The following is a 25378-nucleotide window of genomic DNA, read 5'->3' as shown; positions in this document are numbered from 1 at the left end:
ATACATCTTTAGCTGATACACCGCATTCGCGAGCAAGCCCGCTCCCACACTGGATAGGTGGCGTTACTGATGGCGTTCAGCATAACCGAACGCTGGTTTATTGAAATGCAAATTCTCAGAACGGGCAGGCGCTTGCATGATCCGGGGCAGACACTCACTGCCCGAGGACCTGCACCCGATGAGCGCCACTGACTGGATCGGCCGAAGCGAAACCGCCCACGACCACTTGAGCCATAACCTGCTCAAACGCATTGCCGCCACCTTCGGCGAGGCTGTGCCGGAACAGGGCGCCGATTTGCCGCCGCTGTGGCAGTGGTGCTTTTTCCAGGATCCCTTGCCGGAGTCGGCCTTGGGCACTGATGGCCACCCGGCCCGTGGCGGGTTCCTGCCGCCCGCTGATAACCGCAATCGCATGTGGGCCGGTGGGCGTATCGAGTTCCTGCACGCCTTGCGTGCCGGTGAGGCCGCCACTCGCGTGTCGACCATCACCCAGGTCGAAGAAAAGACTGGCCGCAGCGGCTCGCTGTTGTTTGTCACCGTGCGCCACGACTATTCCCAGGACGGTCGCCTGGCGATCCGCGAAGAACAGGACATCGTTTACCGCGAACCCACGCCGCCCAAACAGGGCAGCGGCGACGCCTTGCCCGAAGGCGAATGGCAGGAGTCGATGAGCCCCACGCCAACCCTGCTGTTTCGCTACAGCGCCGTGACCTTCAATGGTCACCGCATCCACTACGACTACCCCTATGTCACCGGCACCGAAGGCTATTCAGGCCTGGTGGTGCACGGCCCGTTGATCGCTAGCTTGAGCCTGCGCGCGTTTTGCCGCGCCCATCCCGACGCAACCCTGCGCCGCTTTGCCTATCGCGGCGTACGCCCGCTGATTGCGCCGCAGCCGTTTGCTGTGGGTGGGAGGGTGATTGAAACCGGGGTTGCAGAACTGTGGGCTGGCAACGCAGACGGTCTGGCTCAGAAGGCCGAAATCCACTTCGAATAATCCAAGAACAACAGGCGGAGAGCCGTTAATGAACCCCAATGACAACGAAGAACTCAATGCCATCCGCGAAGGCGTGCGCCCCCTGTGCGCCGAGTTCGATGCCGCCTACTGGCGCAAGGTCGACGAACAAAAGGGCTTCCCCGAAGCCTTCGTCAAAGCCCTGACCGACGCCGGCTGGCTGTCGGCGATGATCCCGGAAGAATACGGCGGCTCTGGCCTGGGCCTGGCCGAAGCTTCGGTGATCCTCGAAGAAGTCAACCGCTGCGGCGGCAACTCCGGCACCGTGCACGGCCAGATGTACAACATGTTCACCTTGTTGCGCCACGGCAGCGAAGCGCAAAAAAGCTTCTACCTGCCCAAGCTCGCCAGCGGCGAATTGCGCCTGCAATCGATGGGCGTGACCGAGCCGACCACCGGCACCGACACCACCAAAATCAAGACCACGGCGATCAAGCGTGGCGACAAGTACGTGATCAATGGCCAGAAGGTCTGGATCTCGCGCATCCAGCATTCCGACTTGATGATTCTGTTGGCGCGCACCACGCCGCTGGCCGAAGTGAAGAAAAAATCCGAAGGCATGTCGATCTTCCTGGTCGACCTGCGCGAAGCCATCGGTAACGGCCTGACCGTGCAGCCCATCGCCAACATGGTCAACCACGAAACCAACGAGCTGTTTTTCGACAACCTGGAGCTGCCCCTCGACAGCCTGATCGGCGAGGAGGGCAAAGGCTTCAAATACATCCTCGACGGCCTCAACGCCGAACGCACGCTGATTGCCGCCGAGTGCATCGGTGATGGCCGCTGGTTTATCGAAAAGGCCAGTGCCTACGCCCGCGACCGCGTGGTGTTTGGTCGGCCCATCGGCCAGAACCAGGGTGTGCAGTTCCCGATTGCCGAAGCGCATATCGAAATCGAAGCGGCGGACCTGATGCGCTGGCGTGCCTGTGAGGAATACGACAGCGGCAAGAACGCCGGGGCCAGCGCCAACATGGCCAAGTACCTGGCCGCCAAGGCGTCCTGGGAAGCGGCCAACGCCTGCCTGCAAACCCACGGCGGCTTTGGTTTTGCCTGCGAGTACGACGTGGAGCGCAAATTCCGCGAAACACGCCTGTACCAGGTGGCGCCCATCTCCACCAACCTGATCCTGTCCTACGTGGCCGAGCACCTGCTCGAACTGCCACGCAGCTTTTGAGGGCCTGAGCATGAGCCATACCCACGCCTTGTGTCGGTTTCTTGCAGACCTTAACTACGAACAATTGCCGGAAAACGTGCTGGCACGCACCGAAGACCTGTACCTGGATTGGCTGGCCTCGGCGCTGGCCAGCCAAGGCGCGCACCCGATCCCGCTGTTTGAACGCTACACACAAAAAATGGGACCCAGCAGCGGCCCCGCGCAGGTGATCGTCAATGGCAGCAGCACCAGCGCGTATTTTGCGGCGCTGGTGAACGCCGCATCCTCACACCTGGTGGAGCAGGATGACCTGCACAACAGCTCGGTGCTGCACCCGGCGACTGTGGTGTTTCCGGCCGCGCTGGCTGCCGCCCAGGACCTTGGCAAATCCGGCCGCCAATTGCTGCTGGCCTCGGTGGCGGGCTATGAAGCCGGGATTCGCATCGGCGAATTCATGGGCCGTTCCCACTACCGCATTTTTCACACCACAGCCACCGTCGGCACCCTGGCGGCGGCGGTTGCCGTGGGCAAGCTGCTGGACTTTAACCAGGAACAGTTCATCAACCTGCTCGGCAGCGCCGGCACCCAGGCCGCCGGGTTATGGGAGTTTTTGCGCGATGCCGCCGACTCCAAGCAACTGCACACCGCCAAGGCAGCGGCGGATGGCTTGCTCGCGGCGTATTTGACGGCGGACGGGCTCACCGGCGCACGCAATATTCTGGAAGGCGACCAAGGCCTGGCGGCGGGCATGTCCAGCGACGCCGAGCCTGGCAAGTTATCGGCCGGTCTCAGCAGCCGTTGGGCCCTGCTGGAGACCTCATTCAAGTTCCACGCCTCCTGCCGTCACACCCATCCGGCCGCCGATGCGCTGCTGGACTTGATGCAGCGCGAAGGGCTGGGCGCTGCCGATATCGCCACGGTTCAAACGCGTGTCCATCAGGGTGCCATCGACGTGCTCGGCCGCGTGACCACGCCTGCCACTGTGCATCAGGCCAAATTCTCCATGGGCACTGTGCTCGGCCTGATCGCAGTGCACGGAAAAGCCGGGCTCACCGAGTTCCACGAAATGGCGTTGACCGACCCCGCCGTCTCGGCCTTTCGCGACAAAGTCAGCATGACCCTCGACGCAGAAGTCGACGGCGCCTACCCGCAGCGCTGGCTGGGCCGCGTCACCGTTACCACGCTCGATGGCCGCACGCTGCACGGCGCCATCGACGAACCCAAGGGCGACCCGGGCAACACCCTGAGCCGGGAGGAGCTGGCGGATAAATGCCAGCGCCTTACCCAATTCAGCGGCGCGCGCACACCCGCGCAGGCCACTGCACTGATCGAAAAGGTCTGGAACCTGCGCGATGCAGCGTCCATGGCCCACTGGCTTTGAGGAGGCGTCATGACTAACCAACGACCGCTGGACGGCATTACCGTGATCAGCCTGGAGCACGCGATTGCCGCGCCATTCTGCACCCGCCAGTTGGCGGACCTCGGCGCCCGTGTGATCAAGATCGAACGGCCCGGCGCCGGTGACTTTGCCCGTGGCTATGACGAGCGCGTGCGCGGCCTGGCCTCGCACTTTGTGTGGACCAACCGCTCCAAGGAAAGCCTGACCCTGGACCTCAAGCAGGACGAGGCCGGTGACATCCTCCACAGCCTGCTGGCGGATGCCGATGTGCTGGTGCAAAACCTCGCACCCGGCGCGGCGGCGCGTATGGGCCTGTCTTTTGAAGCGCTGCATGAGCGTTTTCCACGGCTGATCGTCTGCGATATTTCCGGCTATGGCGAAGGCGGGCCTTACGAGAAAAAGAAAGCCTATGACCTGCTGATCCAAAGCGAGGGCGGCTTTTTGTCGGTGACCGGTGGCCCAGGCGAAGACCAGATGGCCAAGGCCGGTTGCTCAATCGCCGATATCTCCGCCGGCATGTACGCCTACAGCGGCATCCTCTCGGCGCTGCTGCTGCGCGGCAAGACGGGGCAGGGCAGTCGCATTGATGTGAGCATGCTCGAAAGCCTGGTGGAATGGATGGGCTACCCGATGTACTACGCCTTCGACGGCGCGCCCCAGCCACCACGGGCCGGGGCGGCGCATTCGACGATCTACCCGTATGGGCCATTTCCCACCGGCGACGGCGGCACGGTGATGCTCGGGTTACAGAACGAACGCGAATGGGCGGCATTTTGCGAAAAGGTGCTGCTCACGCCTGCGCTGGCTACCGATGAACGTTTCTCGGCCAACTTCAAACGCTCGGCCAACCGTGAGGCGCTGCGCCAGATCATCGTTGACAGCTTTGCGCAGTTGGACGCGCAAGCCGTGATCCAACGCCTGGAAGACGCGCAGATCGCCAGTGCGAGGGTCAACGACATGCAGGGCGTGTGGGACCACCCGCAACTCAAGGCGCGTGACAGCTGGCGTGAAGTCGCAAGCCCTGCCGGGCCGCTGCCGTCACTGTTACCACCGGCACGCAATGCTGCGTTTACCCCGCGCATGGACGCCGTTCCCGCATTGGGCCAGCACAGCCAGGGCATTCTCGGTCAGCTTGGGTTTACGCCGGAAGCTGTAGACGGCCTGCGCGCACGCGGCGTTATCTAACAAGGAATTCAATGATGCCAAAGCCCTTAGTTCGTTCGGCCTTGTTTGTGCCCGGCAGCCGCCCGGAGCGGTTTTCCAAAGCCCTGGCCGGTGGCGCCGATGCGGTAATAGTAGATTTTGAAGACGCGGTTGAAGAACCTCTTAAACGTCAGGCGCGGGACAATCTTGGGGTGTTTTTGCAAGCGCATCCCGAGGCTCAGGTATGGGTACGCATCAATGCGCCGGAACATGCCGAGCATGTTGAAGATGTGGCGTTCTGTAAAGCCCACGCCAATGTGGCGGGTGTGTTGCTGCCGAAGGTGGAGAGCGCGGCCCAGGTGGCGGTGGTGGCGGCTGCCGGCAAGGTGATCTGGCCGATTATCGAAAGCGCCAAGGGCTTGCTGGCGGTGGCCGAGATTGCCCATGCGCCGCAGGTTGAGCGCCTGTCGTTCGGCGGGCTGGACCTGGCGCTGGACTTGAATTTGAGCAGCGGTTCTGCGGCTGCTCAGTTTGCGTTGGATCAGGCACGCCTGGCATTGATCGTACATTCGCGCGCTGCTGGCCTGGTGGCGCCGCTGGACGGTGTGCACCCGGCCATCGACGACCCCGAAGGTTTGCGTCGCTCGATCCGGCATGCCTATGAAATGGGCTTTGCCGGCGCGCTGTGTATCCATCCCAAGCAGGTGACGGTGATTCACCAAGCACTGGCGCCCAGTGCTGAAGACCTGGCCTGGGCCAAGCGTGTGGTAGAGGCGGGTGCCCATGGGGCCGGGGCTTATCAGATGGATGGGCAGATGGTGGATGCGCCGGTTTTGCTTCGTGCGCAAAGGCTTCTCGCGGCCCAACTTTAACTGACGAAACTGGCTCAAAATGTGGGAGCGGGCTTGCTCGCGAATGCGGTATGTCAGCCACTGAATTAATTGCCTGACCCACCGTCTTCGCGAGCAAGTCGAATCGTCGCACCGCCGCTCCCACATTGGAATATAGGCGTCTTCAGGACTGGCGTTCGGCCTGGCCGAACGCAGGTATCTAAAATTCGAAATTCACTACACGCACTACATCAGGCACCTTGCCCTATAACACAACAATAAGAAGGTGATTCCCCATGCTCAAGCTTTCTCGGGCGCTGCTGTGCGCCGCCACTGTGTTTGCCGCGGGCCTGGCCCAGGCGGCCGACCCGATTGTGATCAAGTTCGCCCACGTGGTCGCCGAAAACACCCCCAAGGGCCAGGGCGCGCTGCTGTTCAAAAAGCTTGCTGAAGAGCGCTTGCCGGGCCGGGTCAAGGTCGAGGTGTACCCCAACTCCTCGCTGTTCGGCGATGGCAAGGAAATGGAAGCGCTGTTGCTGGGCGACGTGCAGATGCTGGCGCCATCCCTGGCTAAATTCGAGCAATACACCAAGCAAGTGCAGATTTACGACCTGCCGTTCCTGTTCAATGACCTGGCCGCTGTCGATCGTTTTCAGGCCGCCCAGGGCAAGGCATTGCTGACCTCGATGCAGGACAAGAACATCCTCGGCCTGGCCTATTGGCACAACGGCCTCAAGCAACTCTCGGCCAACAAAGCCCTGCATGAACCCAAGGACGCCCGTGGCCTGAAGTTCCGTGTGCAGGCTTCCAGCGTGCTCGAAGAACAGTTCAAGGCGATCCGCGCCAACCCGCGCAAGATGAGCTTTGCCGAGGTGTACCAAGGCCTGCAGACCGGCACCGTGAATGGCACCGAGAACACCTGGTCCAACTATGAAAGCCAGAAGGTCAACGAGGTGCAGAAGTACTTCACCGAGTCCAACCATGGCCTGATCGACTACATGGTGATCACCAACGCCAAGTTCTGGAACGGCCTGCCGCCGGATGTGCGCACCACCCTGGACCAGATCATGGTCGAAGTCACCGTCGAGGTGAACAAGCAGGCCGAAGCGCTGAACCAGTCGGCCAAGCAGAAGATTATCGACGCCAAAACCAGCGAAATCATCGAGCTGACCCCGGAGCAACGCCAGCTGTGGCGCGAAGCCATGCGCCCGGTGTGGCAGAAGTTCGAAGGTGAGATTGGCGCTGACCTGATCAAGGCGGCGGACGCCTCCAACCAGTAATCGCGGGTTGTACCGAGACCCAATGTGGGAGCGGGCTTGCTCGCGAATGCGGTGTGTCAGTTATCGAATGCATCAACTGAAAGACTGCATTCGCGAGCAAGCCCGCTCCCACATTTTGACCCGGTTTCGACCCTGAGCCTTGCACCTACCTATCTCTGCTTCGCGAGGTTTTGCCATGCAAACGCTAAGGCGCGTCTGGGAGCACCTGGAGGAAGGGTTTATCGCCTTCCTGCTGGCCGCCATGACCCTGGTGACATTCGTCTACGTCATGCTCAACAACATATACACGCTGTTTTTTGCCCTGTCTGACCAGTGGGCATGGAGCAGCAGCTTTTTCGGTGCCCTGGGCGACCACACCATGACCTGGGCCCAGGACATGACCTGGAGCGTGGCGCTGACCAAGGCCATGTTCGGCTGGCTGATTTTCTTTGGCATCTCTTACGGTGTGCGCACCGCCGGCCACCTCGGCGTTGACGCGTTGGTCAAACTGACCAAACGCCCGGTGCAACGCCTGCTCGGCATGCTCGCGTGCCTGTGCTGCCTGGCCTACGCCGGGTTGTTCATGGTCGCCAGCTACAAGTGGGTGAGTGCCGTGATGACCGCGCGTATCGGCGCCGAAGACCTCGACCAATACGGCGTGGACGTGGGCGATATCGTGATCATCGTGCCCATCGGTTTTGCCCTGGTGTTTATCCGCTACCTGGAAATTTTCTACCGCATCTTTACCCACCGTCAGGTCGGGTTGGGGCTGGCCGACGAGGCCGCAGAGGCCAGCAAGTTGGCCGGCAGCCATGAGGAGCGTCACTGATGGCCGTGCTCTGTCTGTTTTTGCTGTTGTTCGTGTTCATGTTCCTCGGCGTGCCCATCGCAATTTCCCTGGGGCTGTCCGGTGCGGTGTCGATCCTGATGTTCAGCCAGGACTCGGTGAGTTCGCTGGCCATCAAACTGTTCGAAACCTCCGACGCCTACACCTTCCTGGCGATTCCATTTTTCCTGCTCTCCGGTGCGTTCATGACCACTGGCGGTGTGGCACAGCGGCTGATCGACTTCGCCAATGCCTGTGTCGGGCATATCCGAGGCGGCCTGGCGATTGCGGCGGTGTTGGCGTGCATGCTGTTTGCGGCGCTGTCCGGTTCATCACCGGCGACGGTGGCGGCAGTCGGCTCGATTGCCGTGGCGGGCATGGTGCGCTCGGGTTACCCGAAAGAATTCGGCGCGGGGATCATCTGCAATGCCGGCACTTTGGGCATCCTGATCCCGCCGTCTATCGTGATGGTGGTGTACTCGGCCGCCACCGAAACCTCGGTCGGCAAGTTGTTTATGGCCGGGGTCATTCCCGGGTTGCTGTTGGGTCTTATGCTGATGGTCGCGATCTACATCGTCGCGCGCATCAAGAAGCTCCCGGCGCAGCCACGCGCGACCTTCCGTGAGTGGCTGACCTGCGCACGCCGGGCGTTCTGGGGCTTGTTGTTGCTAGTGATCATCCTGGGCGGCATCTACAGCGGCATGTTCACGCCGACTGAAGCAGCGGCCGTGGCGGCAGTGTATTCGGCGTTTGTCGCGTTGTTTGTGTACAAGGACATGAAACTGCGCGACTGCCCCAAGGTGCTGCTGGAATCCGGGCGCCTGGCGATCATGCTGATGTTCATCATCGCCAACGCCATGCTCTTTGCCCATGTGCTGACCACCGAGCAGATCCCGCAGGAAATCACCGCCTGGGTGATCTCCGAAGGCCTCACGCCGATTGGCTTTTTGATCATGGTCAACGTGGTGCTATTGATTGCGGGCAGCTTTATGGAGCCTTCAGCGATTGTGCTGATCCTGGCGCCGATCTTCTTCCCGATTGCCATGAAGCTGGGGATTGACCCGATTCACCTGGGGATCGTGATGGTGGTGAACATGGAAATCGGCCTGGTGCACCCGCCGGTAGGGCTAAACCTGTTTGTGACCTCGGCGGTGACCGGCTTGACGCTGGGGCAGACGATTCGCGCGGCGTTGCCGTGGCTGATGATCCTGTTGGTGTTCTTGATCATGGTCACGTACTTGCCGTTTATCTCGCTGGCGCTGCCGCACTGGCTCGGCATGTAACACGGTTTAAAAATGTGGGAGCTGGCTTGCCTGCGATAGCGGTGGTTCAGTCAGCCAATCCGGTGGCTGATATACCGCCATCGCAGGCAAGCCAGCTCCCACATTTGGTTTTTGTCAGGTCTTAGTGGTCCATCGCGCTCAAGATCGCATAAGCCAACTTCACCCGTTCGGCATTCGGGTAATTGCGGTTAGCCAGAATCACCACCCCCATGTCCTTGCTCGGCACATAAGCCACATACCCACCAAAACCGCCGGTCGAGCCGGTTTTGTTGTACAGCACGTTGGCCGGTTGTGGCTGCGCCGGGGTCAGCCAACTGACCTTGTGCGGCTGCATCGCCATTTCTGTCGAGTTGCCATCCAGCAATGCCTGCAGCTTGATCGGGTAGGGGTAGCGCTCCCAACCCAGGCCCTGGGTCATGCCATTGACGGTGTAGTAACCCGCGTGAGTGGTGGCGATCGCCTGTTGCAGCGGTTTTTCCAGGGTTTCGGGGTGCATGTTCGCGATTACATAACGGGCGAGGTCCTGGGTGCTGGTTTTGATGCCGTAGGCTTCGCTGTCGAGTGCGCCGGGGCTGACGCGTACCGGTTGTTGCTGGTTGTCGTAGCCTTGAGCGTACTGACCGGCTTTGCTCGCAGGCACGCTGACGTGGGTATTGGTCAAACCCAGCTTGGGCAGCAGGGTTTTCTCCATGGCCAGGTTAAACGGCTGCCCCAGGCTTTGCGCCGCGAGGTAGCCGAACAAACCAATGCTGGGGTTCGAGTACAGGCGTTGTTCACCCGGCGCGTAAGCCGGTTTCCAGTGTTGGAAGTAGCCAAGCATCGCCTGGGCGTTGTCGGCCGCGTCCGGAAACTGCAGCGGCAAGCCACCGGGCGTGTAGGTCGCCAGTTGCAGCAGGCTGATGTGATCGAATACGCCACCGGCCAGCGCAGGCAGGTGCTGGCTGGCGGTGTCCGAGAGTTGCAGTTTACCGGTGGCCTGAGCGTAGCCGCCGAGGGTGGCGGTAAAGGTTTTGCTGATCGATCCGATTTCAAACAGAGTGTCCTGGTTAACGACCTGTTTGGTTTCCTTTGATGCAACACCGTAGTTAAAGTATTGGACTTTGCCTTGATTAACCACGGCGACCGACAGGCCGGGAATCCCTTGCTGTTGCATCAGCGGTTTCACGCCGGCATCAATTACCGTGCGCAGGTCGGTGGCGGCCATGCAGCTGCCGGAGCCGATTAACAGGGCGCTGAACAGAATTTTTTGTAAGGTGTGATTCATGCGGGTTCGCTTCCATGTAAAGGATATGCTGACGATCAGGGCCTGCGCAGGCGGGGCAAATCTAGGTGGATTTTGTTCGCTGGGCAAACGATGATATCTCGCATCAGCCATTAGATAATTTAGGGTCAGGCATGCTGCGCTCCCATTTACCGCTGAATGCGTTGCGGGCCTTCGAGGCTTCCGCCCGGCATTTGAGCTTCACCCGCGCCGCCATCGAGCTGTGCGTGACCCAGGCAGCGGTCAGTCACCAGGTCAAAAGCCTGGAGGCGCAACTGAATGTCACCTTGTTCAAACGCCTGCCACGCGGCCTGATGCTGACCCGCGAAGGCGAAACTCTGCTGCCGGTGGTGCGTGAATCGTTCGACCGTATTGCCCTGACCTTAGGCCAATTCGAAGGTGGCCATTACCGAGAAGTGCTCACCGTCGGGGCGGTGGGCACCTTCGCCGTCGGCTGGTTGCTGCCGCGCTTGCCGGATTTTCAAAGTCGCTACCCGTTTATCGACCTGCGCCTGTCGACCCACAACAACCGTGTCGACGTCGCCGCCGAAGGCCTTGACTACGCGATCCGCTTCGGCGCCGGTGCCTGGCATGGTACCGAGGCCTGCCAACTGCTCGAAGCGCCGTTGACGGTGTTGTGCGTGCCGCAGATTGCCGAGCAATTGCACGCCCCGGACGACGTGCTCAAGCACACGTTATTGCGCTCTTACCGCGCCGATGAGTGGAACCTGTGGTTCCAGGCGGCCGGGCTGCCGGCCGACACGCTGGTGCCGCGCAGCATCGTGTTCGACTCGTCCCTGGCGATGATGGAGGCCGCGCAGCAAGGCATCGGCGTGGCCTTGGCACCGGCGATGATGTTCTCGCGGCAACTGGAGAGTGATGCGATTCGCCAGCCGTTCAGCGTGGGCATCAGCACCGGCAGTTATTGGCTGACGCGCTTGCAATCGCGGCCAGAAACCTCGGCCATGGCCGCGTTCAAAGACTGGTTGAAAGCGCACACCGCCCAGGCTTGAAGTTTTTATTCTTGAAACAAAATGAAACATTCGTGACGGGCTAACCTCTACCGTACCCCGTACCGAGTGCCTCCATGAAAATTCCGCGCCCCTCTGCCCGCATGCCCCACCTTGTCCAACTGCGTAACCTGAAGATGGCGCGCTCGGCCCATGCTTATGTGCGCGGCAGCACGGTGCAGTTTTACGAGTGGTTGCACAGCCAGCCCGGCCGCCGCTTGCCCCATGGCCCGGCAATCTGGATCTGCGGCGATTGCCACGCGGGCAACCTCGGCCCCACGGGTGATACCAAAGGCCGTATCGACATGCATATTCGCGACCTCGACCAAACCGTGATCGGTAACCCGGCCCATGACCTGGTGCGCCTGGCGCTGTCGTTGGCCACCGCCGCACGCGGCTCGGACCTGCCGGGCGTAACCACCGCACGCATGCTCGAAGAAATGATGGTGGGCTACGAGCAAGCCTTCAAAGACAAGCCCGATGAAGCGCCGCCGCGCCCGTCCCAAGTCAAGGCCGGCATGCGCAGCGCCGTGGAGCGCACCTGGAAAAACCTGGCGCGTGAGCGCATCGAAAACGCGCGGCCGAGCATCCCGCTGGGCAAGCACTTCTGGTCATTGTCGCGGGCGGAAAAAAGCGCGCTGGAGAGCGTCTGCGCCTCGGATGAAATCCACCAGTTGGTGACCTCGCTCAAAGGCCGACCGAAAGACGCCAAGGTCCAATTGCTCGATTCGGCCTACTGGGTCAAAGGCTGCAGCTCCCTCGGCTTGCTGCGCTATGCCGCCTTGCTGGGTGTGGGCGACAAGGACGACCAGGAATATTGCCTGATCGACATCAAGGAAGCCGTCGGCGCCGCCGCGCCCCGGGCGGCGCGCGCGAAGATGCCCCGCGACAATGGCCGGCGCGTGGTGGAAGGCGCACGCCAGCTGTCACCGGGCCTGGGCGAGCGCATGCTGGCCACGCGTTTTCTCGATCACGGTTTCTTCATCCGGGAACTGCTGCCTCAAGACATGAAACTGGAACTCGATGAACTGAGCGAGATCGATGCCATGCACGCCGCCGGTTACCTGGCCCGCGTGGTCGGCATTGCCCATGCCCGGCAGATGGACCGTGATACACGCAAGGAGTGGATGGCGGTGTTGCAGGAAAACCGCTCCAAACAATTGGATGCACCCTCGTGGTTGTGGACCAGTGTGGTGCAGTTGGTGGGCAGCCATGAGCAGGGGTATCTCAACCATTGTCGGCGGTATGCGTTGGAACACTAAAAGATGCGCATAAAAGATGCGGCTATTGATGACGTTAAGAAAATTCCGCTATTGCTTAGGAATTTTCCTAGTTGAGTAGTCGCAATCTTGTGAGTGTCAAGTGAATGCCTGTTGCCACTTGTCGGAAAAATAACCTGTCAGGGTCGCGCATATTCATTTTATTCGCATATATATCAATAAGTTAGTTATTGATTTGTGATGGTTTTATGATTTGCCGGAATGTTGGCATATTCAAGGTTCGATGATAGCTTCCCGCCTTCAATTATCGACGGATCGAATATGCACTTGTCCACGCCATGGATTCGGCCATTACTGTGCCTGACAGTGTTGTGCCTCAGCGCCCACAACAGCGCCTTCGCTGCGACTAATCCGGGTGACCAGGACCTGATTCGCGACCGGCAGAACCGCCTGCTGGAAGAACAGCAGCGGCGTCTTGAAGAACTCAAGGACCTGCCCGGCAAAGAGCTGAAACCGGTGGCACCCGCCACCCCGGTTGATAGCCGTTGCTTCCCCATCCAGCACATCGAACTCAAGGGCGCCGACACCTTGTCTGCCGATGAGCGCGAGCGCCTGGTCAAGCCTTATGTGAATCAGTGCCTGGGGGTTTCCCAGCTGAATGAATTGCTCAAGCGCGTGACCGACTATTACATCAACAAAGGCCTGGTCACCAGCCGTGCCTACTTGCCGCAACAAGACCTGTCCAGCGGTCGTCTGCAAGTATTGGTGGTGGAAGGCAAGCTGGAGGGGGTTAAAGGCGCCGACAACAGCAAGCTGTCCGAGCGCGAACTGGCCATGGCCTTTCCCGGCCACACCGGCGACTTGCTCAACCTGCGAGAAGTCGAACAAGCCATCGATCAGCTCAACCGTTTGCCATCCAATCAGGCACAAATGGAACTGGCCCCCGGCAGCGAAGTGGGCGGCAGCACGGTGTTGGTCAAGAACAACCCGCAGAAACCCTGGCGTGCCAGCCTGTCGCGCAATAACGATGGGCAGCGCAGCACCGGCGAGCAGCAGTGGGGCACCGGCTTTGAATGGGATAGCCCACTCGGCTTGGCCGATCAACTGGTGCTGCGCGGCGGCCATGACGCCATCAGCGACCATCAAAAAACCTCTAAAAACGCCATGCTCTACTACAACGTGCCGTGGGGTTGGTGGAACTTCAGCTACAGCTACAACCAGAGCGATTACCGCTCGGTGGCCCAGGGCGACGGCTTTGATTTCAAGCAAACCGGCGACAGCCAAAACCACCAGTTGCGCGCCGAGCGGGTGATCCACCGCGACGCCCTGAGCAAAACCTCGGTGAACGTTGGCCTGGCCCACCTGCGTACCAACAACTACATCAACGACAGCCACCTCAAAGAGAGCAGCAATCGCCTCAGTGAGTTGCAGTTGGGCATCAACCACGGGCGCCGGATTGGCAGCGCCTTCGTCAACCTCGACCTCGGCATGCAGAACGGCACTGGCGCGTTCGACGCCCAGGGCAATCACAACCCCAGCCCGGGCGTGCCGGATGCGCGCTACCGCAAATACACCGCCACTGTCAGCTACCTGCAACCGTTCAGGCTGTGGGGCGAGTCCTTCAGTTTTACCAGCCTGGCGACCGGCCAACGCAGCGAAGACGTGCTGTTCAGCCCGCAGCGCATGAGCCTGGGCGGTTCTTCGTCGGTACGCGGTTACAAAGACCAGCAACTCAACGGTGACAGCGGCGGCTACTGGCGCAACGACCTGCGCTGGAGCCGCCCGGTGACGCTGGGTTGGCTGCGCCCGGTGTTCGGTGAGTACGGCGCCAGTGTCGGTTATGACCAGGGCGTGATTCGCAATGCGCGCTACAACGGCGAGGTACACGGCCGGGTCTCGAGCAACTCGCTGGAGCTGTTTGCCCGTGGCCAATACGTCAGCACCAGCGTGACCTTTGCCCACTCGCTGGAGCGACCGGCCACGCTGCTTGAGCGCGAAGCGCCGATCTACTTCCGCATGGATTTTTTCCTCTAATTCAACGCCCCGTTGCATCGAGAATTTGAAATGGATGTTCGCCAGTTTGCCTTCCTTGTTCGCCAGCCTTCGGCTGCCCTGAAAAGCCGTGACGCGTTCCTGGGCCTGCCCAAACGTGGCCTGGCCCTGATTTTGGCCAATGCGCTGTTCTGGCAGCCATTGCTGGCCCAGGCCGAAGGCATTGTGGTCAGCGCACCGGGCACCAGCGTCGGCCAGGCCGGCAATGGCGTGCCGGTGGTGAACATCGCCGCGCCCAATGGCAGTGGCTTGTCCCACAACCAGTTCAAGGACTACAACGTCGGCGCCAATGGCGTGATCCTCAACAACGCCACCGCCGTCACGCAGTCAACCCAGTTGGGCGGGATCATCCTCGGCAACCCCAACCTGCAGGGCCGCGCGGCCAATATCATCCTCAACGAAGTCAACGGCGGCAGCCCCAGCCAGTTGCGCGGTTACACCGAAGTGGCGGGGCAGTCGGCCAAGGTCATCGTGGCCAACCCTTACGGCATCACCTGCAGCGGCTGCGGGTTCATCAATACGCCGAATGTGACCCTGACCACCGGCAAACCGGTGCTCGATAACGGCCGCCTGGACCGTTACCAGGTCGATGGCGGCGCCGTGACCATCGACGGCCAGGGCTTGAACGCGAGCAACGTGGACCGCTTCGAAATCATCACCCGCTCGGCGAAGATTAATGCGCAGATCAATGCGCGCAACTTGACCGTGGTTGCCGGGCGCAACGACGTTAACGCCCAGACCTTGAATGCGACGGCACGTGCCGATGACGGCAGCGCTAAACCAGAATTGGCGATCGACTCGTCGGCATTGGGCGGCATGTACGCCGGTGCGATCAAGCTGGTGGGCACTGAGGCTGGTGTGGGCGTGAAGCTTGACGGCACACTGGCAGCCAGTGGCGGCGATATTCAACTGGATGCCAACGGCCATTTGAGCCTGGCGCAGACAGCCGCCACCGGCAACATCAACGTCACCGCGCAGAGCGTCAACCTGACCGATAAGGTTTACGCTGGTAACAATGTGCAGGTCACCAGCGCCCAGGCGCTGGTCAACCAGAAGAGCCTCGCCGCCCGCGACAGCATCACCCTGGCCAGCAATGGCCAGGTCACCAACAACGGGATTATTGAGGCGGGCGTCAATGCCGATGAAACGCGCAATGCCAACGGCGATGTCAGCGTGTCTGCGGGCAGCCTTAAAAATACCCAAAGCGTGGTTGCCAGCCGCACCCTGACAGTGACGGCTGCACACAACCTCGACAACCAGAACGCAACCTTGAGCGGCGCCAGCGCAGTGGTCAACGCTGGTCAAGTGGATAATCGTGGCGGTCGCGTGCTGGGCACGGCGTCGCTGAAGGTCAATGCCACGGGCCTGGATAACCGCGCTGGTGGCGTGTTGCACAGCGACAACAGCACCGACGTCACGGCGGCCACCCTGCAAAACCAGAACGGCCGCGTAATTGGCCTCAACTCCCTGACGCTGATTGCCGGGCAAGTGGGCAATGAAAACGGCCTGCTGGCCAGCCAGCAACAGGCCCACGTAACTGCCGGCCTACTGAGCAACCAGGCAGGCGAAATCTCCGCCAACCAAACCAGCGTTACCGCCACGACCCTGGATAACCGCGCCGGCAAACTGCTGGGCGCCAACCTTAATGTGCTCGCCAGCGGCGCAATCGACAACCGCCTGGGGATCTTCTCGGCCACCAGCCTGCTGACCCTGCAAGCCGCCAGCCTGGACAACAGTGGCCAAGGCACCGTCGCGAGCCAGGGCAACCTGACCGCGAACATCACCGGGCTGTTCGATAACCACAATCAGGGCAACCTGGTCAGCCAGGGCGCCCAACAGGTCAGTGTCGGCCAACTCAACAACGCCCAGGCCGGGCTGGTATCGAGTAAAAACACCCTGGTACTGCACGGCGATACCCTGGCCAACCAGGGCGGCCTGGTGATTGCCGACGGGGCGATGACCCTCACCGGCGGCAGCGTCGACAACAGCCAGCAAGGCGTGATCAGCAGCAAGGCCAATACCCGCGTCGAACTCGCCAGCCTCAACAACAGCACTGGCGGCCGACTGAGCAGCGACGGCGGCCTGAGCCTCAGCGCCAGTCAAATCGAAAACGGCGCCGGGCGGATCAGCGCCAAGGGTGACCTGCTGGCAACCGTCGGCGTGCTCAACCAACAAGCCGGCGAATTGGTCAGCGAAGGCGTGCTGAGTTTTACCGGCACCGCCCTGGATAACCGCAACGGCGGCCTCATCGCTGCCACCCGTGGCGTCGACTTGTACAGCCCGAGCATTCTCAACCAGCAGGGTGAAATCTCCAGCCAGGCCCGCGTGCGGCTGGGTGCCGATCAACTTACCAACAGTGGCGGCAAGGTCATTGGTGACGGCGGCCTGGTGCTCACCGTGCAACGCCTGCTCAACCAGAACAAAGGCCTGTTGGCGGCGCGCCAAAGCCTGGAGTTGAACGGCGGGCAACTGGACAACAGCCTGGGCGGCCGCGTGATCAGCCAAACGGGCGTGAACATCAACCTGAGCGGCGATCTGCTTAACCAAGGGCAGGGCGTGTTACTCAGTGACGGCGCGTTAACCCTCAATGCCGGCACGCTGAACAACAGCCAGGCCGGTGTGATCAGCGCCAAACAACAGCTTGACCTGCGCAGTGCGAGCCTTAACAACAGCCAGCGCGGCAGTATCAGCAGTGACGCCGGGATCCTGCTTAAAACCGGGCAACTGGACAACAGCCAGCAAGGCTCGATCTTCGCCAAGTCCACGCTGCAGGCAAACCTTACCGGGCTGGACCAGCATGACCACGGCGAACTGGTCAGCAATACCAGCATCGACCTGGACCTGAACCACGGGCAACTGATCAACCGTGACCACGGCCTGATTGCCACGCCCGGCCAATTACTGCTGCGCAACCTCGGCAGCGTCGACAACAGCCAGGGCGGCGAGCTTTCCAGCACGCAATCCTTTGCGGTGGTGGCCGACACGCTGAACAACCGTGGCGGCAAAGTCATCAGTGGCGACAGCTTGCAGGTGCGCATCGCCGAGGCGCTGGATAACAGCGTCGAAGGCGTGGTGTCGGCCAAGAACCTCTTGCAGGTGGCGGCGGGCAGCCTTGACAACCAGGCCGGTGGCGCGATTGCCAGCCGTGGCGCTTTAGACCTCAAGGTCGCTGGCGCCCTGGACAACCGTAATCAGGGCCTGATCAGCGCGGCAACCACGCTGGATGCAACGGCGGGCGCTTTGAACAACAGCGACAAAGGCCGGCTCTCGGCCGGCACTCGCCAAACCCTCAGCACCGGCGCGCTGGATAACAGCCAGGGCGGGCAACTGGTCAGCGATGGCAGCCTTACGCTGACGGCGGCCGATGTCAGCAACCGCAACGGCGTGATCGGCAGCCAGCAGGCCTTGAGCCTGAGCGTCGCCAACCTAGACAACACGGCGGGCCTGATCAACAGCCAGGGCGACCTCAGCCTGGCGGGGCAGCGTGTGGACTCAAGCCTCGGCGGTGAAATCTCGGCCAAGGGCAACCTGCAACTGGTGGTGCAACAGCTGATCCAGCGCCAGGGCCGCCTCATCGGCGAACGTGCCGTGGCCATCGATCTGCAAGGCGGCGACCTCGACAACAGCGCCGGCCTGATCAGCGCCAAAGGGCCGCTGAGCTTTGCGCGCCTGGCCAACCTCACCAACCGCGAACAAGGCGAAATCTCCAGCAATATAGGGTTCAGCGTAGCGGCCCAGCGTATCGACAACAGTGATCGCGGGGTCATCCTCAGCACCGATCAACTGCGCGTCGAGGCGAACACCCTGATCAACGCCAACAAAGGCCTGATCTCCGGCTGGAACGGTTTGACCGTAGCCGGCGGCAGCCTCGACAACAGCGCCGAAGGCACGCTGTCGAGCAAAAACGGCAGCCTGCAAGTCAACCTCAGCGGCGGCCTCGATAACCACGCGGCGGGCGCCCTGGTGAGCCAGGGCCTGCAAACCCTCAGCGCGGCGAGCCTCAACAACGCCCAAGGCATCATCTCCAGTCAGGGCGATGTGGGCCTGAGCATTGCCGGGCGCCTGGATAACAGCAACAACGGCTTGATTTCCTCCAGCCAATCGCTGGGTTTGAACCACGCCCAAAGCCAGATCCTCAACCGTGGCGGCCAGATCAGCGCGGCCAACATCAACCTGATCGGCCAGAGCCTGGACAATAGCGGCGGCCAACTGATCAGCCAGGGCAGCCTGCAAGGCACCCTCAGCGGTGCACTGATCAACGCCAACAATGCGCGCCTGGCCAGTGGCGGCGCGTTGCTGCTGAACGCCGCCAGCCTCGACAACCGTGGCGGCCAACTGGTCAGCCAAAACCGGCTTGACCTGACCCTCGCCAACGGCGATTTGAACAACAGCGGCAAAGGCACCCTCGCCAGCCAGCAAGACCTGCTGATCAAACTGCTGGCCGGTGACGTCAACAACCAGCAAGACGGCCTGATCTACAGCCAGAAGGGCAAGCTTGAGCTTGCCGCACGCACCCTCAATAACCAGCAGGGCACCTTACAAAGCCAGACCGACAACTTGCTGCGTCTTAGCGGCGCCCTCAACAACCAGGGCGGCCGGGTCGACAGCCTCAGCGGCAACCTGGACCTGAACGCGGCCAATGTGGCCAACACCAGCGGCGGCATCCTCAACAGCGGCAAAGGCTGGATCAAACTGGTCAGCGGCTTGTTCGACAACGGCGGCGGCATCACCCAGGCGCAATCGCTGGATATCGACGCCAAGGGCGGTGTGCTCAACCAACTGGGGCACCTGTCGGCCCTGGGCGGTGAAAACCGCATTGTCACCAGCAGCCTGAACAACCAGGGCGGCGGCGTGTATGCCAACACCTTGCTCAAGGTCACGGCCGCAGACTTCGATAACCAGGGCACGGCGGCTAACAACGGCGGCAAAGTCGGCGCCCGCAACATCAACTTCGGCCTCACCGGCACCTTGAGCAACCGCTTCGGCCTGATCGAAAGCGACGACACCCTGCGCCTTGCCGCGCAAACCCTCAACAACGCCGGTGGCAACCTGCGCGCCATGGGCCGCGCGGGCAACACCGATATCAACGTGTCAGGCCTGTTTGATAACCGCTCCGGCGCGCTGGAAAGTGCCAACGAAAATCTCAACCTGCAAGCCGGCAACCTCGACAACAACGGTGGCCGCATCGTGCACACCGGCAGCGGCAAATTCGACCTGACGTCTGATCAAGTCACCCGCGCCGGCGGCAGCTTTGTCACCAACGGCCAGTTGGACATCAAGGCAGCGAGCTGGACCAACAGCAGCGTGATCCAGGCCGGGCGCTTGAACCTCGACATCGGCCAATTCACCCAGACCGCCAGCGGCCAATTGTTGGGCGCGCAAAGCCTGACCGGCACCGGCGACACCTGGACCAACGACGGCCTGCTGGCGAGTGACGGCAGCCTCAACCTCACGCTCAGCGGCGGCTACAGCGGCAACGGCCGGGTCAGCAGCCTCGGCGCCATGACCCTCACCAGCGCCAGCATGGACCTGGGCGAAAACGCCCGCATTGCCGGCGGCGCGGTCACCCAGGTCAACAGCGGCACCCTGACCAACCACGGGCGCCTGACCGCCCTCGGCGACCTCACGGTAAACGCCACCACCCTGAACAACTACGGCACTTTGGGCGGCGCGGAAAAAGTCCGCCTCAACGCCACCCACCTGCTCAACGACAGGGGCCTGCTGTTCAGCGGCAACGACATGACCTTGCGCGCCAACGATGTGCGCAACAACTACGGCGACGTCTACAGCCTCGGCGGCCTGGACATTGCCCGCGACGATGCGGGTGCGCGCAGCAGCCTGATCGAAAACGTCTCCGGCAGCCTGGAAAGCGCCGGCAACATGCGCCTGCTGGCCGACACTCTGAGCAACCGTCGCGACCAGTTCAGCACGCAAAAGAAACTGGTCTCGGGCAACCTCGATATCTATTCCAACGACTTCTGCAAAGGCAAAGGCTGCGAGCTGTACTTCACCTCCGTAGAGAAATACGAAGACGTGCTGGTCGGCAGCTCGGCATCGGCGTTCATCAACGCCGGTGGCGACCTGACCGTCGGCAGCCAGACCTTCGATAACCTCTACAGCTCGGTGTCGGCCGCCAGGAACATCCTGATCAACACCGACGTGCTGACCAACCGTGGCGCGGCCGGCGGCGAAGAAGTGCACCTGAATTCGGGCTTTTATACCCGTGACCGCAGCTTCTACAACACCTTCATGGAGCGCCAGAACCAGTTCAACGTCTATAACAATCCCAACTCCGGCGACTACCGCCCAGGTGAGATGACCCTGGCCAAGATCATGGCCGGCATTGGTAACTTTTACGAAACCAGCACTTACGTAGTGCCGACCGCTGGCAGCGTTATTGCCCAGGCGGTGATTCAGGCGGCTGGCTCAGTGACGGTCAACGCCACGCAAAAAATCGACAACAGCGTGATTCGCCCTAACGCCACCGACATCAAGGCCCCGGCGCAAAACCACGACACCAACTCCGACGTGTTCGCCTCCACGGTGAAACCGGCGATAACCGCGCAACTGCCGCCAGACCTGGCCCAGCGCCAGGTCAACCCGGCCACCTTGCCCGGCTTCAGCCTGCCCACCGGCCAGAACGGTCTGTTCCGCTTGAGCGGCCAACAGGCCAAGACGGACAGCGCCGCCAGCGCCTCCACGGGCACTGGCGACTTCAGTGTCGGCGGCCGCCAGATTGCCGACAAAGACCGCGAAAAACCGCTGGACTACAGCGCCGTGCAAGAGCGTGGTTTCAGCGTCGATGGCCAGCCCCTCAGCGGGGCGGTCACCGGCCAAGGCCCGCTGAACCTGGACAGCCGCGCACCATCGGTAACCCGCGTGCAAGGGCTGCCGCAAATCGCCGCGGTCGACAACAGCCACAAATACCTGATCGAAACCAACCCGGCGCTCACCGACCTCAAGCAGTTCATGAGCTCCGATTACCTGCTGGGCAAATTGGGCTACAACCCTGATACCGCCTGGAAACGCCTGGGCGATGGCCTCTATGAGCAACGCCTGATCCGCGAAGCCGTGGTGGCCCGCACCGGCCAGCGCTACATCGACGGCATCGCCAGTGACGACGCGCTGTTCCGTTACCTGATGGACAACGCCATCAGCTACAAGGACTCGCTCAAGCTGCAACTCGGCGTGTCGCTGACCGCCGAACAAGTCGCGGCGCTGACCCACGACATCGTGTGGATGGAAGAGGCCGAGGTCAACGGCCAAAAAGTCCTCACCCCAGTGCTCTACCTGGCCCAGGCCAACAACCGCCTGGCGCCCAACGGCGCACTGATCCAGGGCCAGGACGTGAGCCTGATCACCGGCGGCGACCTGCACAACAGCGGCACCCTGCGCGCCACCAATAACCTGAACATGGTCGCCGGCAACATCGACAACAGCGGCCTGATGCAAGCCGGCAACCGCCTGGAAATGCTCGCCACCGACTCGATCCGCAACACCCGTGGCGGCATCATCAACGCCCGGGACATCAGCGCCACCGCCGTGACCGGCGACATCCTCAACGAGCGCACCGTCACCACCTTCAAGCAGCAAGGCGAGGGTTACCAACTGCGCAACGACGTGGCCAGCGACGCCTCGCGCTTCGAAGCCACCGACACCCTCAAGCTCAACGCCGGGCGCGATGTACTTAACATCGGCAGCGACCTCAAGGCCGGTGGCAACGCCAGCGTTACCGCCGGGCGCGACGTGGTGATCGCCAGCCAGACCGAACAGGACGACTACGCCTACCAACGCCGCCGCGTCAAAGGCACCGAGCAAACCACCCTGCAATACGGCTCGAACGTGGACGTAGGCGGCAACCTCGCCATCGACGCCCGCCGCGACATCGCCGTGGTCGCCAGCACCGTCAGCGCCGCCAAAGACCTCAGCGTCAAAGCCGGCGAAAACCTGACCCTGGCCGCCGCCGCCAACGAACAACACGACTACTCCAAAGGCAAAAAAGGCGGCACCAAAACCACCACCCAACTCGACACCGTCACCCAACAAAGCGCCGAACTCAAAGCCGGCGGCGACCTCATCGCCATCGCCGGCACCGACCTGACCCTGGTCGCCAGCAAAATCAGCGCCGGCAACGAAGCCTACGTACACACAGGCAACGAACTGAGCCTGCTGGCGGCGCAAGACAGCAACTATTCGTTGTACGACATGAGCAAAAAGGGCGGTTGGGGCAGCAAGAAAACCCAGCGCGATGAAGTCACCCAGGTGACGAATGTGGGGAGTGAGATCAAGACCGGTAGCGACCTGACGTTGCAGAGCGGCGGGGACCAGAAGTATCAAGCGGCGAAGCTCGACAGTGGCGGAGATATTGCGATTGTCAGTGGTGGGGCGGTGACGTTTGAGGCGGTGAAGGATTTGCGGCAGGAGAGTCATGAGAAGAGCAATAACAATGCCTTCTGGGTGTCCTCCAAAGGCAAGGGCAACACCGACGAGACATTGCGCCAGACCCAAATGGTTGCCGAGGGCAGCATCGCGATCAAAGCGGTGGAAGGCCTGAAGATCGACGTCAATCAGGTCAATCAACAGACCGTCAGCCAATCCATTGATGCGATGGTCAAGGCTGATCCCCAGTTGGCGTGGATCAAGGACGCCGAGGCAAGGGGTGATGTGGACTGGAGGCAGGTCAAGGAGATTCATGACAGCTTCAAGTACAGCAACTCGGGGTTGGGGCCGGCTTCGCAGATCATTATTGCGATTGTGATGGCGGCGGTGGTTGGGCCGATGGCGGCAGCTGCAGCGGGTGGCGGTACGGCAGGGGCAGTAGCTGGGGCTGTGGCGTCGGGAGCCTCCACTAACGCAAGCGTCAGCGTCGTCAATAATCGCGGCAACCTGGGCGCAGTGCTTAAGGATGTGACTTCTTCGGATGCGATGAAGGGGTATGTGATTGCGGGTGCTACAGCAGGCCTGACCGCTGCTTATTTTGGTGATTGGACGGGGACTCAAACAAACACAATCACTGGGAAAGTTACGACGCCGGGCCTACTGAACACTTGGAGTGGTGTCGGTAAATTCGCCGCCAACCAGACGCTACAAAGCGGCACATCCATGCTGCTGAGCAAGGCGCTGGGGCAGGGTGGTAGCGCTAGCGATGCGTTGAAAGGCGCGCTGTTTAATACCTTGGCGGCAGCGAGTTTCAACCTGGTGGGTAATTACACCCAAGGTGTAGTTGCCGATGGATCGGCACCCAAAATTGCGATTCACGCGATGGTCGGTGGTTTGCTGGCTGAAGCCACAGGCGGCGATTTCAAAACCGGAGCATTGGCGGCAGGGGCGAATGAGGCGCTGGTGACTCATTTGGATGCGCTGGTCAAAGGTAACGAAGAGCTGCTGACGATGAGTTCGCAGATCGTTGGTGTACTGGCGGCGGCGGGGCAGACGGACGCGGATGCGGCTACGCTGGAGAAGGGCAAATGGATTGCACAGAACTCCACGCAATACAATTATTTATCCCATAACCAACTGGAGCGAGCAGCCAAAAAGATAGCGGCTTGCACCAACGACGCTTGTATTGAAGACACGACGCGCAAATTCAAAGAACTGAGCATACAACAGGATCTTGATGCGATAGCTAGCTGCCGGGCAACCCCGTCGTCCTGCGCCACGCACTCAAAAATCGTCGCCAATACCATGGCGGATCTCGACCCCATTAAAGACATAGTTGACTACGGATCGCCGAAAGCCCGAGAGGCTGTACAAAACCTCATAAACTCGAATTATGAATTCCAAGAGATGCTAGCCACTGCCACCACTGAGCATTCGGTAGGCGCGATGGTTGATTCGCTTAAAGCCAAATGGGGGCTTAGTGATGCGCAGGCGCAAGCAATCACGGATGACCTGAAGGTTGCGTTGGCGGCAGGGTTAGGTACCGCGGCAGGAGTTCTGGCGTACAAGCGTGCGGTTGCGAGTGCGGGGAAAAACGCTCCTATAAAAAATCATAATCCTACGAGTGACAAAACTGACTCGGAAACCGGTACTCTGGTTGAAAGGAATGTTCTGGAGAGTGGTGCAAAAGCGACAGGTGCCTCGCTAGACAACGTAGCTAGTAGTATCCATGCTGGCCAGCAAGGCAAGCATATCCTGGGGCATAACAATTTTCTTCCAAAACGCAGTTATCTTAATGAGGGAGTCGATCCTCAAAAACTGTTGAATGGCGCTCATGCGGGAGAGTTTCCTGTCGTAGGTTATGGTTCAAGAGGGCAGCCAATAGTTGATTTTGGCAAAAATATTGGTGTTGATGGCACAACGGGCTTAGCGACAAAATATGGAACAATACATTCAGGTAAAAGCGGAGCGCATATTGTTCCAACAAATCCTACTACTGTCGGAGCGATACCATGAAAGCTTTACCTGATTGGTTAGTTTTATGTATTTGGCATGCTCTGATTGGTGAGATATATCCGGCAATAAGGGCGATTGCTATTTCACTGTCAGATGATAGGGAGTTACTTATTCGTTACTATCTTGACAGGCCGTCTACAGACTTTGACTGGGAAAGCTTAGAGGTTGTTGCCACAAATATTTCAGCCTCAATTGGTCAAGACAAAATTTCTCACGTAGATTTAGATTGTAAATTTTTACTTGATTCAATAGGGCGTCTTGAATGTCTCGACGGCTTCATCTACTGTCGCCGAGAATATGATTTGTAGGTGCAAAAGAGGCAGGTTCCATCAGTCCTGGTCCCAAAATCCCTCCAAAATTGCAACCTCTATCGAATCCTCCTCTATGAGAAATGGGGTCAGACCAGAATGGCACTTACTTAACCTTCTTCGGGTGTCCATTTCTCCTGACCTCGGCCCTTGCCGCCGAGCGCGTCTGCATCAGCATCGGGTAAGGCTTGGGCCTTCGTTTTATGGCGCGAGGCTCAATCCTT

14 protein-coding genes are annotated in these 25378 nt (G+C 60.7%); 13 read left to right on the top strand and 1 reads right to left on the bottom strand.

What is annotated here, in order from left to right; translation table 11 throughout:
• Positions 1-178 precede the first annotated feature (178 nt).
• The 8 genes from ACTD9P_RS23740 to dctM all read left to right on the top strand — a co-directional run bounded on the left by ACTD9P_RS23740 (position 179) and on the right by dctM (position 8908).
• The gene (locus ACTD9P_RS23740) at positions 179-997 is read left to right on the top strand and encodes an HTD2 family dehydratase (RefSeq protein WP_438869611.1); all 819 of its coding nucleotides are present in this window, start codon (positions 179-181) and stop codon (positions 995-997) included.
• A 28-nt stretch (positions 998-1025) separates the two neighbouring features.
• Positions 1026-2189 (top strand): acyl-CoA dehydrogenase family protein, encoded by a 1164-nt coding sequence (locus tag ACTD9P_RS23735; RefSeq protein ID WP_438869610.1) that lies wholly within the window; start codon positions 1026-1028, stop codon positions 2187-2189.
• 10 nt (positions 2190-2199) lie between these two features.
• On the top strand, positions 2200-3549 hold the full coding sequence (locus tag ACTD9P_RS23730) for an MmgE/PrpD family protein (RefSeq protein WP_438869609.1): 1350 nt from the start codon (positions 2200-2202) through the stop codon (positions 3547-3549).
• 9 nt (positions 3550-3558) lie between these two features.
• Positions 3559-4752 (top strand): CaiB/BaiF CoA transferase family protein, encoded by a 1194-nt coding sequence (locus ACTD9P_RS23725; RefSeq protein ID WP_438869608.1) that lies wholly within the window; start codon positions 3559-3561, stop codon positions 4750-4752.
• 14 nt (positions 4753-4766) lie between these two features.
• Positions 4767-5582, top strand: coding sequence for an HpcH/HpaI aldolase/citrate lyase family protein (locus ACTD9P_RS23720; protein ID WP_438869607.1), 816 nt, complete (start codon positions 4767-4769; stop codon positions 5580-5582).
• Between the two features lie 254 nt (positions 5583-5836).
• The gene (locus ACTD9P_RS23715; protein ID WP_438869606.1) at positions 5837-6820 is read left to right on the top strand and encodes a TRAP transporter substrate-binding protein; all 984 of its coding nucleotides are present in this window, start codon (positions 5837-5839) and stop codon (positions 6818-6820) included.
• Between the two features lie 175 nt (positions 6821-6995).
• The gene (locus tag ACTD9P_RS23710; RefSeq protein ID WP_438869605.1) at positions 6996-7628 is read left to right on the top strand and encodes a TRAP transporter small permease; all 633 of its coding nucleotides are present in this window, start codon (positions 6996-6998) and stop codon (positions 7626-7628) included.
• A complete protein-coding gene (dctM, locus tag ACTD9P_RS23705; RefSeq protein ID WP_138815226.1) occupies positions 7628-8908 on the top strand; it encodes a C4-dicarboxylate TRAP transporter large permease protein DctM in 1281 nt (426 codons plus the stop codon). Before ACTD9P_RS23710 ends, dctM begins: the two co-directional genes overlap by 1 nt.
• Positions 8909-9029: 121 nt before the next feature.
• Here the strand turns inward: dctM and ampC are convergent, their stop codons facing one another.
• Positions 9030-10172: a class C beta-lactamase gene (gene ampC, locus ACTD9P_RS23700; protein ID WP_438869604.1), complete on the bottom strand. Its 1143-nt coding sequence runs from the start codon at positions 10170-10172 to the stop codon at positions 9030-9032.
• A 131-nt stretch (positions 10173-10303) separates the two neighbouring features.
• On the opposite strand from ampC, the gene ACTD9P_RS23695 reads away from it, so the two are divergent.
• The 5 genes from ACTD9P_RS23695 (at position 10304) to ACTD9P_RS23675 (ending at position 25154) form a co-directional block, all read left to right on the top strand.
• Positions 10304-11182: a LysR family transcriptional regulator gene (locus ACTD9P_RS23695; RefSeq protein ID WP_438869603.1), complete on the top strand. Its 879-nt coding sequence runs from the start codon at positions 10304-10306 to the stop codon at positions 11180-11182.
• Between the two features lie 74 nt (positions 11183-11256).
• Complete coding sequence (locus ACTD9P_RS23690) at positions 11257-12441, top strand: DUF2252 domain-containing protein (protein ID WP_438869602.1); 1185 nt, start codon at positions 11257-11259, stop codon at positions 12439-12441.
• A 279-nt stretch (positions 12442-12720) separates the two neighbouring features.
• On the top strand, positions 12721-14433 hold the full coding sequence (locus ACTD9P_RS23685) for a ShlB/FhaC/HecB family hemolysin secretion/activation protein (protein WP_438869601.1): 1713 nt from the start codon (positions 12721-12723) through the stop codon (positions 14431-14433).
• A 30-nt stretch (positions 14434-14463) separates the two neighbouring features.
• Positions 14464-24846, top strand: a complete 10383-nt coding sequence (locus tag ACTD9P_RS23680) for a two-partner secretion domain-containing protein (protein WP_438869600.1) — start codon at positions 14464-14466, stop codon at positions 24844-24846.
• Positions 24843-25154, top strand: coding sequence for a MafI2 family immunity protein (locus ACTD9P_RS23675; RefSeq protein WP_438869599.1), 312 nt, complete (start codon positions 24843-24845; stop codon positions 25152-25154). The genes ACTD9P_RS23680 and ACTD9P_RS23675 overlap by 4 nt, the downstream gene beginning before the upstream one ends.
• Positions 25155-25378 lie beyond the last annotated feature (224 nt).

The sequence above is a fragment of the Pseudomonas onubensis genome (assembly GCF_965653655.1).
Lineage (GTDB): Bacteria > Pseudomonadota > Gammaproteobacteria > Pseudomonadales > Pseudomonadaceae > Aquipseudomonas.
Note: the sequence above shows the minus strand (reverse complement) of the source record. Positions and strands in the feature narration are given on the sequence as shown.

What these genes read in the sequence shown, in the direction of transcription:
- ACTD9P_RS23735 (WP_438869610.1), top strand. Translation starts at nt 1,026, where the DNA reads ATGAACCCCAATGACAACGAAGAACTCAATGCCATCCGCGAAGGCGTG.
- ACTD9P_RS23715 (WP_438869606.1), top strand. Translation starts at nt 5,837, where the DNA reads ATGCTCAAGCTTTCTCGGGCGCTGCTGTGCGCCGCCACTGTGTTTGCC.
- ACTD9P_RS23680 (WP_438869600.1), top strand. Translation starts at nt 14,464, where the DNA reads ATGGATGTTCGCCAGTTTGCCTTCCTTGTTCGCCAGCCTTCGGCTGCC.
- ACTD9P_RS23675 (WP_438869599.1), top strand. Translation starts at nt 24,843, where the DNA reads ATGAAAGCTTTACCTGATTGGTTAGTTTTATGTATTTGGCATGCTCTG.
- ACTD9P_RS23695 (WP_438869603.1), top strand. Translation starts at nt 10,304, where the DNA reads ATGCTGCGCTCCCATTTACCGCTGAATGCGTTGCGGGCCTTCGAGGCT.
- ACTD9P_RS23720 (WP_438869607.1), top strand. Translation starts at nt 4,767, where the DNA reads ATGCCAAAGCCCTTAGTTCGTTCGGCCTTGTTTGTGCCCGGCAGCCGC.
- ampC (WP_438869604.1), bottom strand. Translation starts at nt 10,172, where the DNA reads ATGAATCACACCTTACAAAAAATTCTGTTCAGCGCCCTGTTAATCGGC.
- dctM (WP_138815226.1), top strand. Translation starts at nt 7,628, where the DNA reads ATGGCCGTGCTCTGTCTGTTTTTGCTGTTGTTCGTGTTCATGTTCCTC.
- ACTD9P_RS23685 (WP_438869601.1), top strand. Translation starts at nt 12,721, where the DNA reads ATGCACTTGTCCACGCCATGGATTCGGCCATTACTGTGCCTGACAGTG.
- ACTD9P_RS23730 (WP_438869609.1), top strand. Translation starts at nt 2,200, where the DNA reads ATGAGCCATACCCACGCCTTGTGTCGGTTTCTTGCAGACCTTAACTAC.
- ACTD9P_RS23690 (WP_438869602.1), top strand. Translation starts at nt 11,257, where the DNA reads ATGAAAATTCCGCGCCCCTCTGCCCGCATGCCCCACCTTGTCCAACTG.
- ACTD9P_RS23725 (WP_438869608.1), top strand. Translation starts at nt 3,559, where the DNA reads ATGACTAACCAACGACCGCTGGACGGCATTACCGTGATCAGCCTGGAG.
- ACTD9P_RS23710 (WP_438869605.1), top strand. Translation starts at nt 6,996, where the DNA reads ATGCAAACGCTAAGGCGCGTCTGGGAGCACCTGGAGGAAGGGTTTATC.
- ACTD9P_RS23740 (WP_438869611.1), top strand. Translation starts at nt 179, where the DNA reads ATGAGCGCCACTGACTGGATCGGCCGAAGCGAAACCGCCCACGACCAC.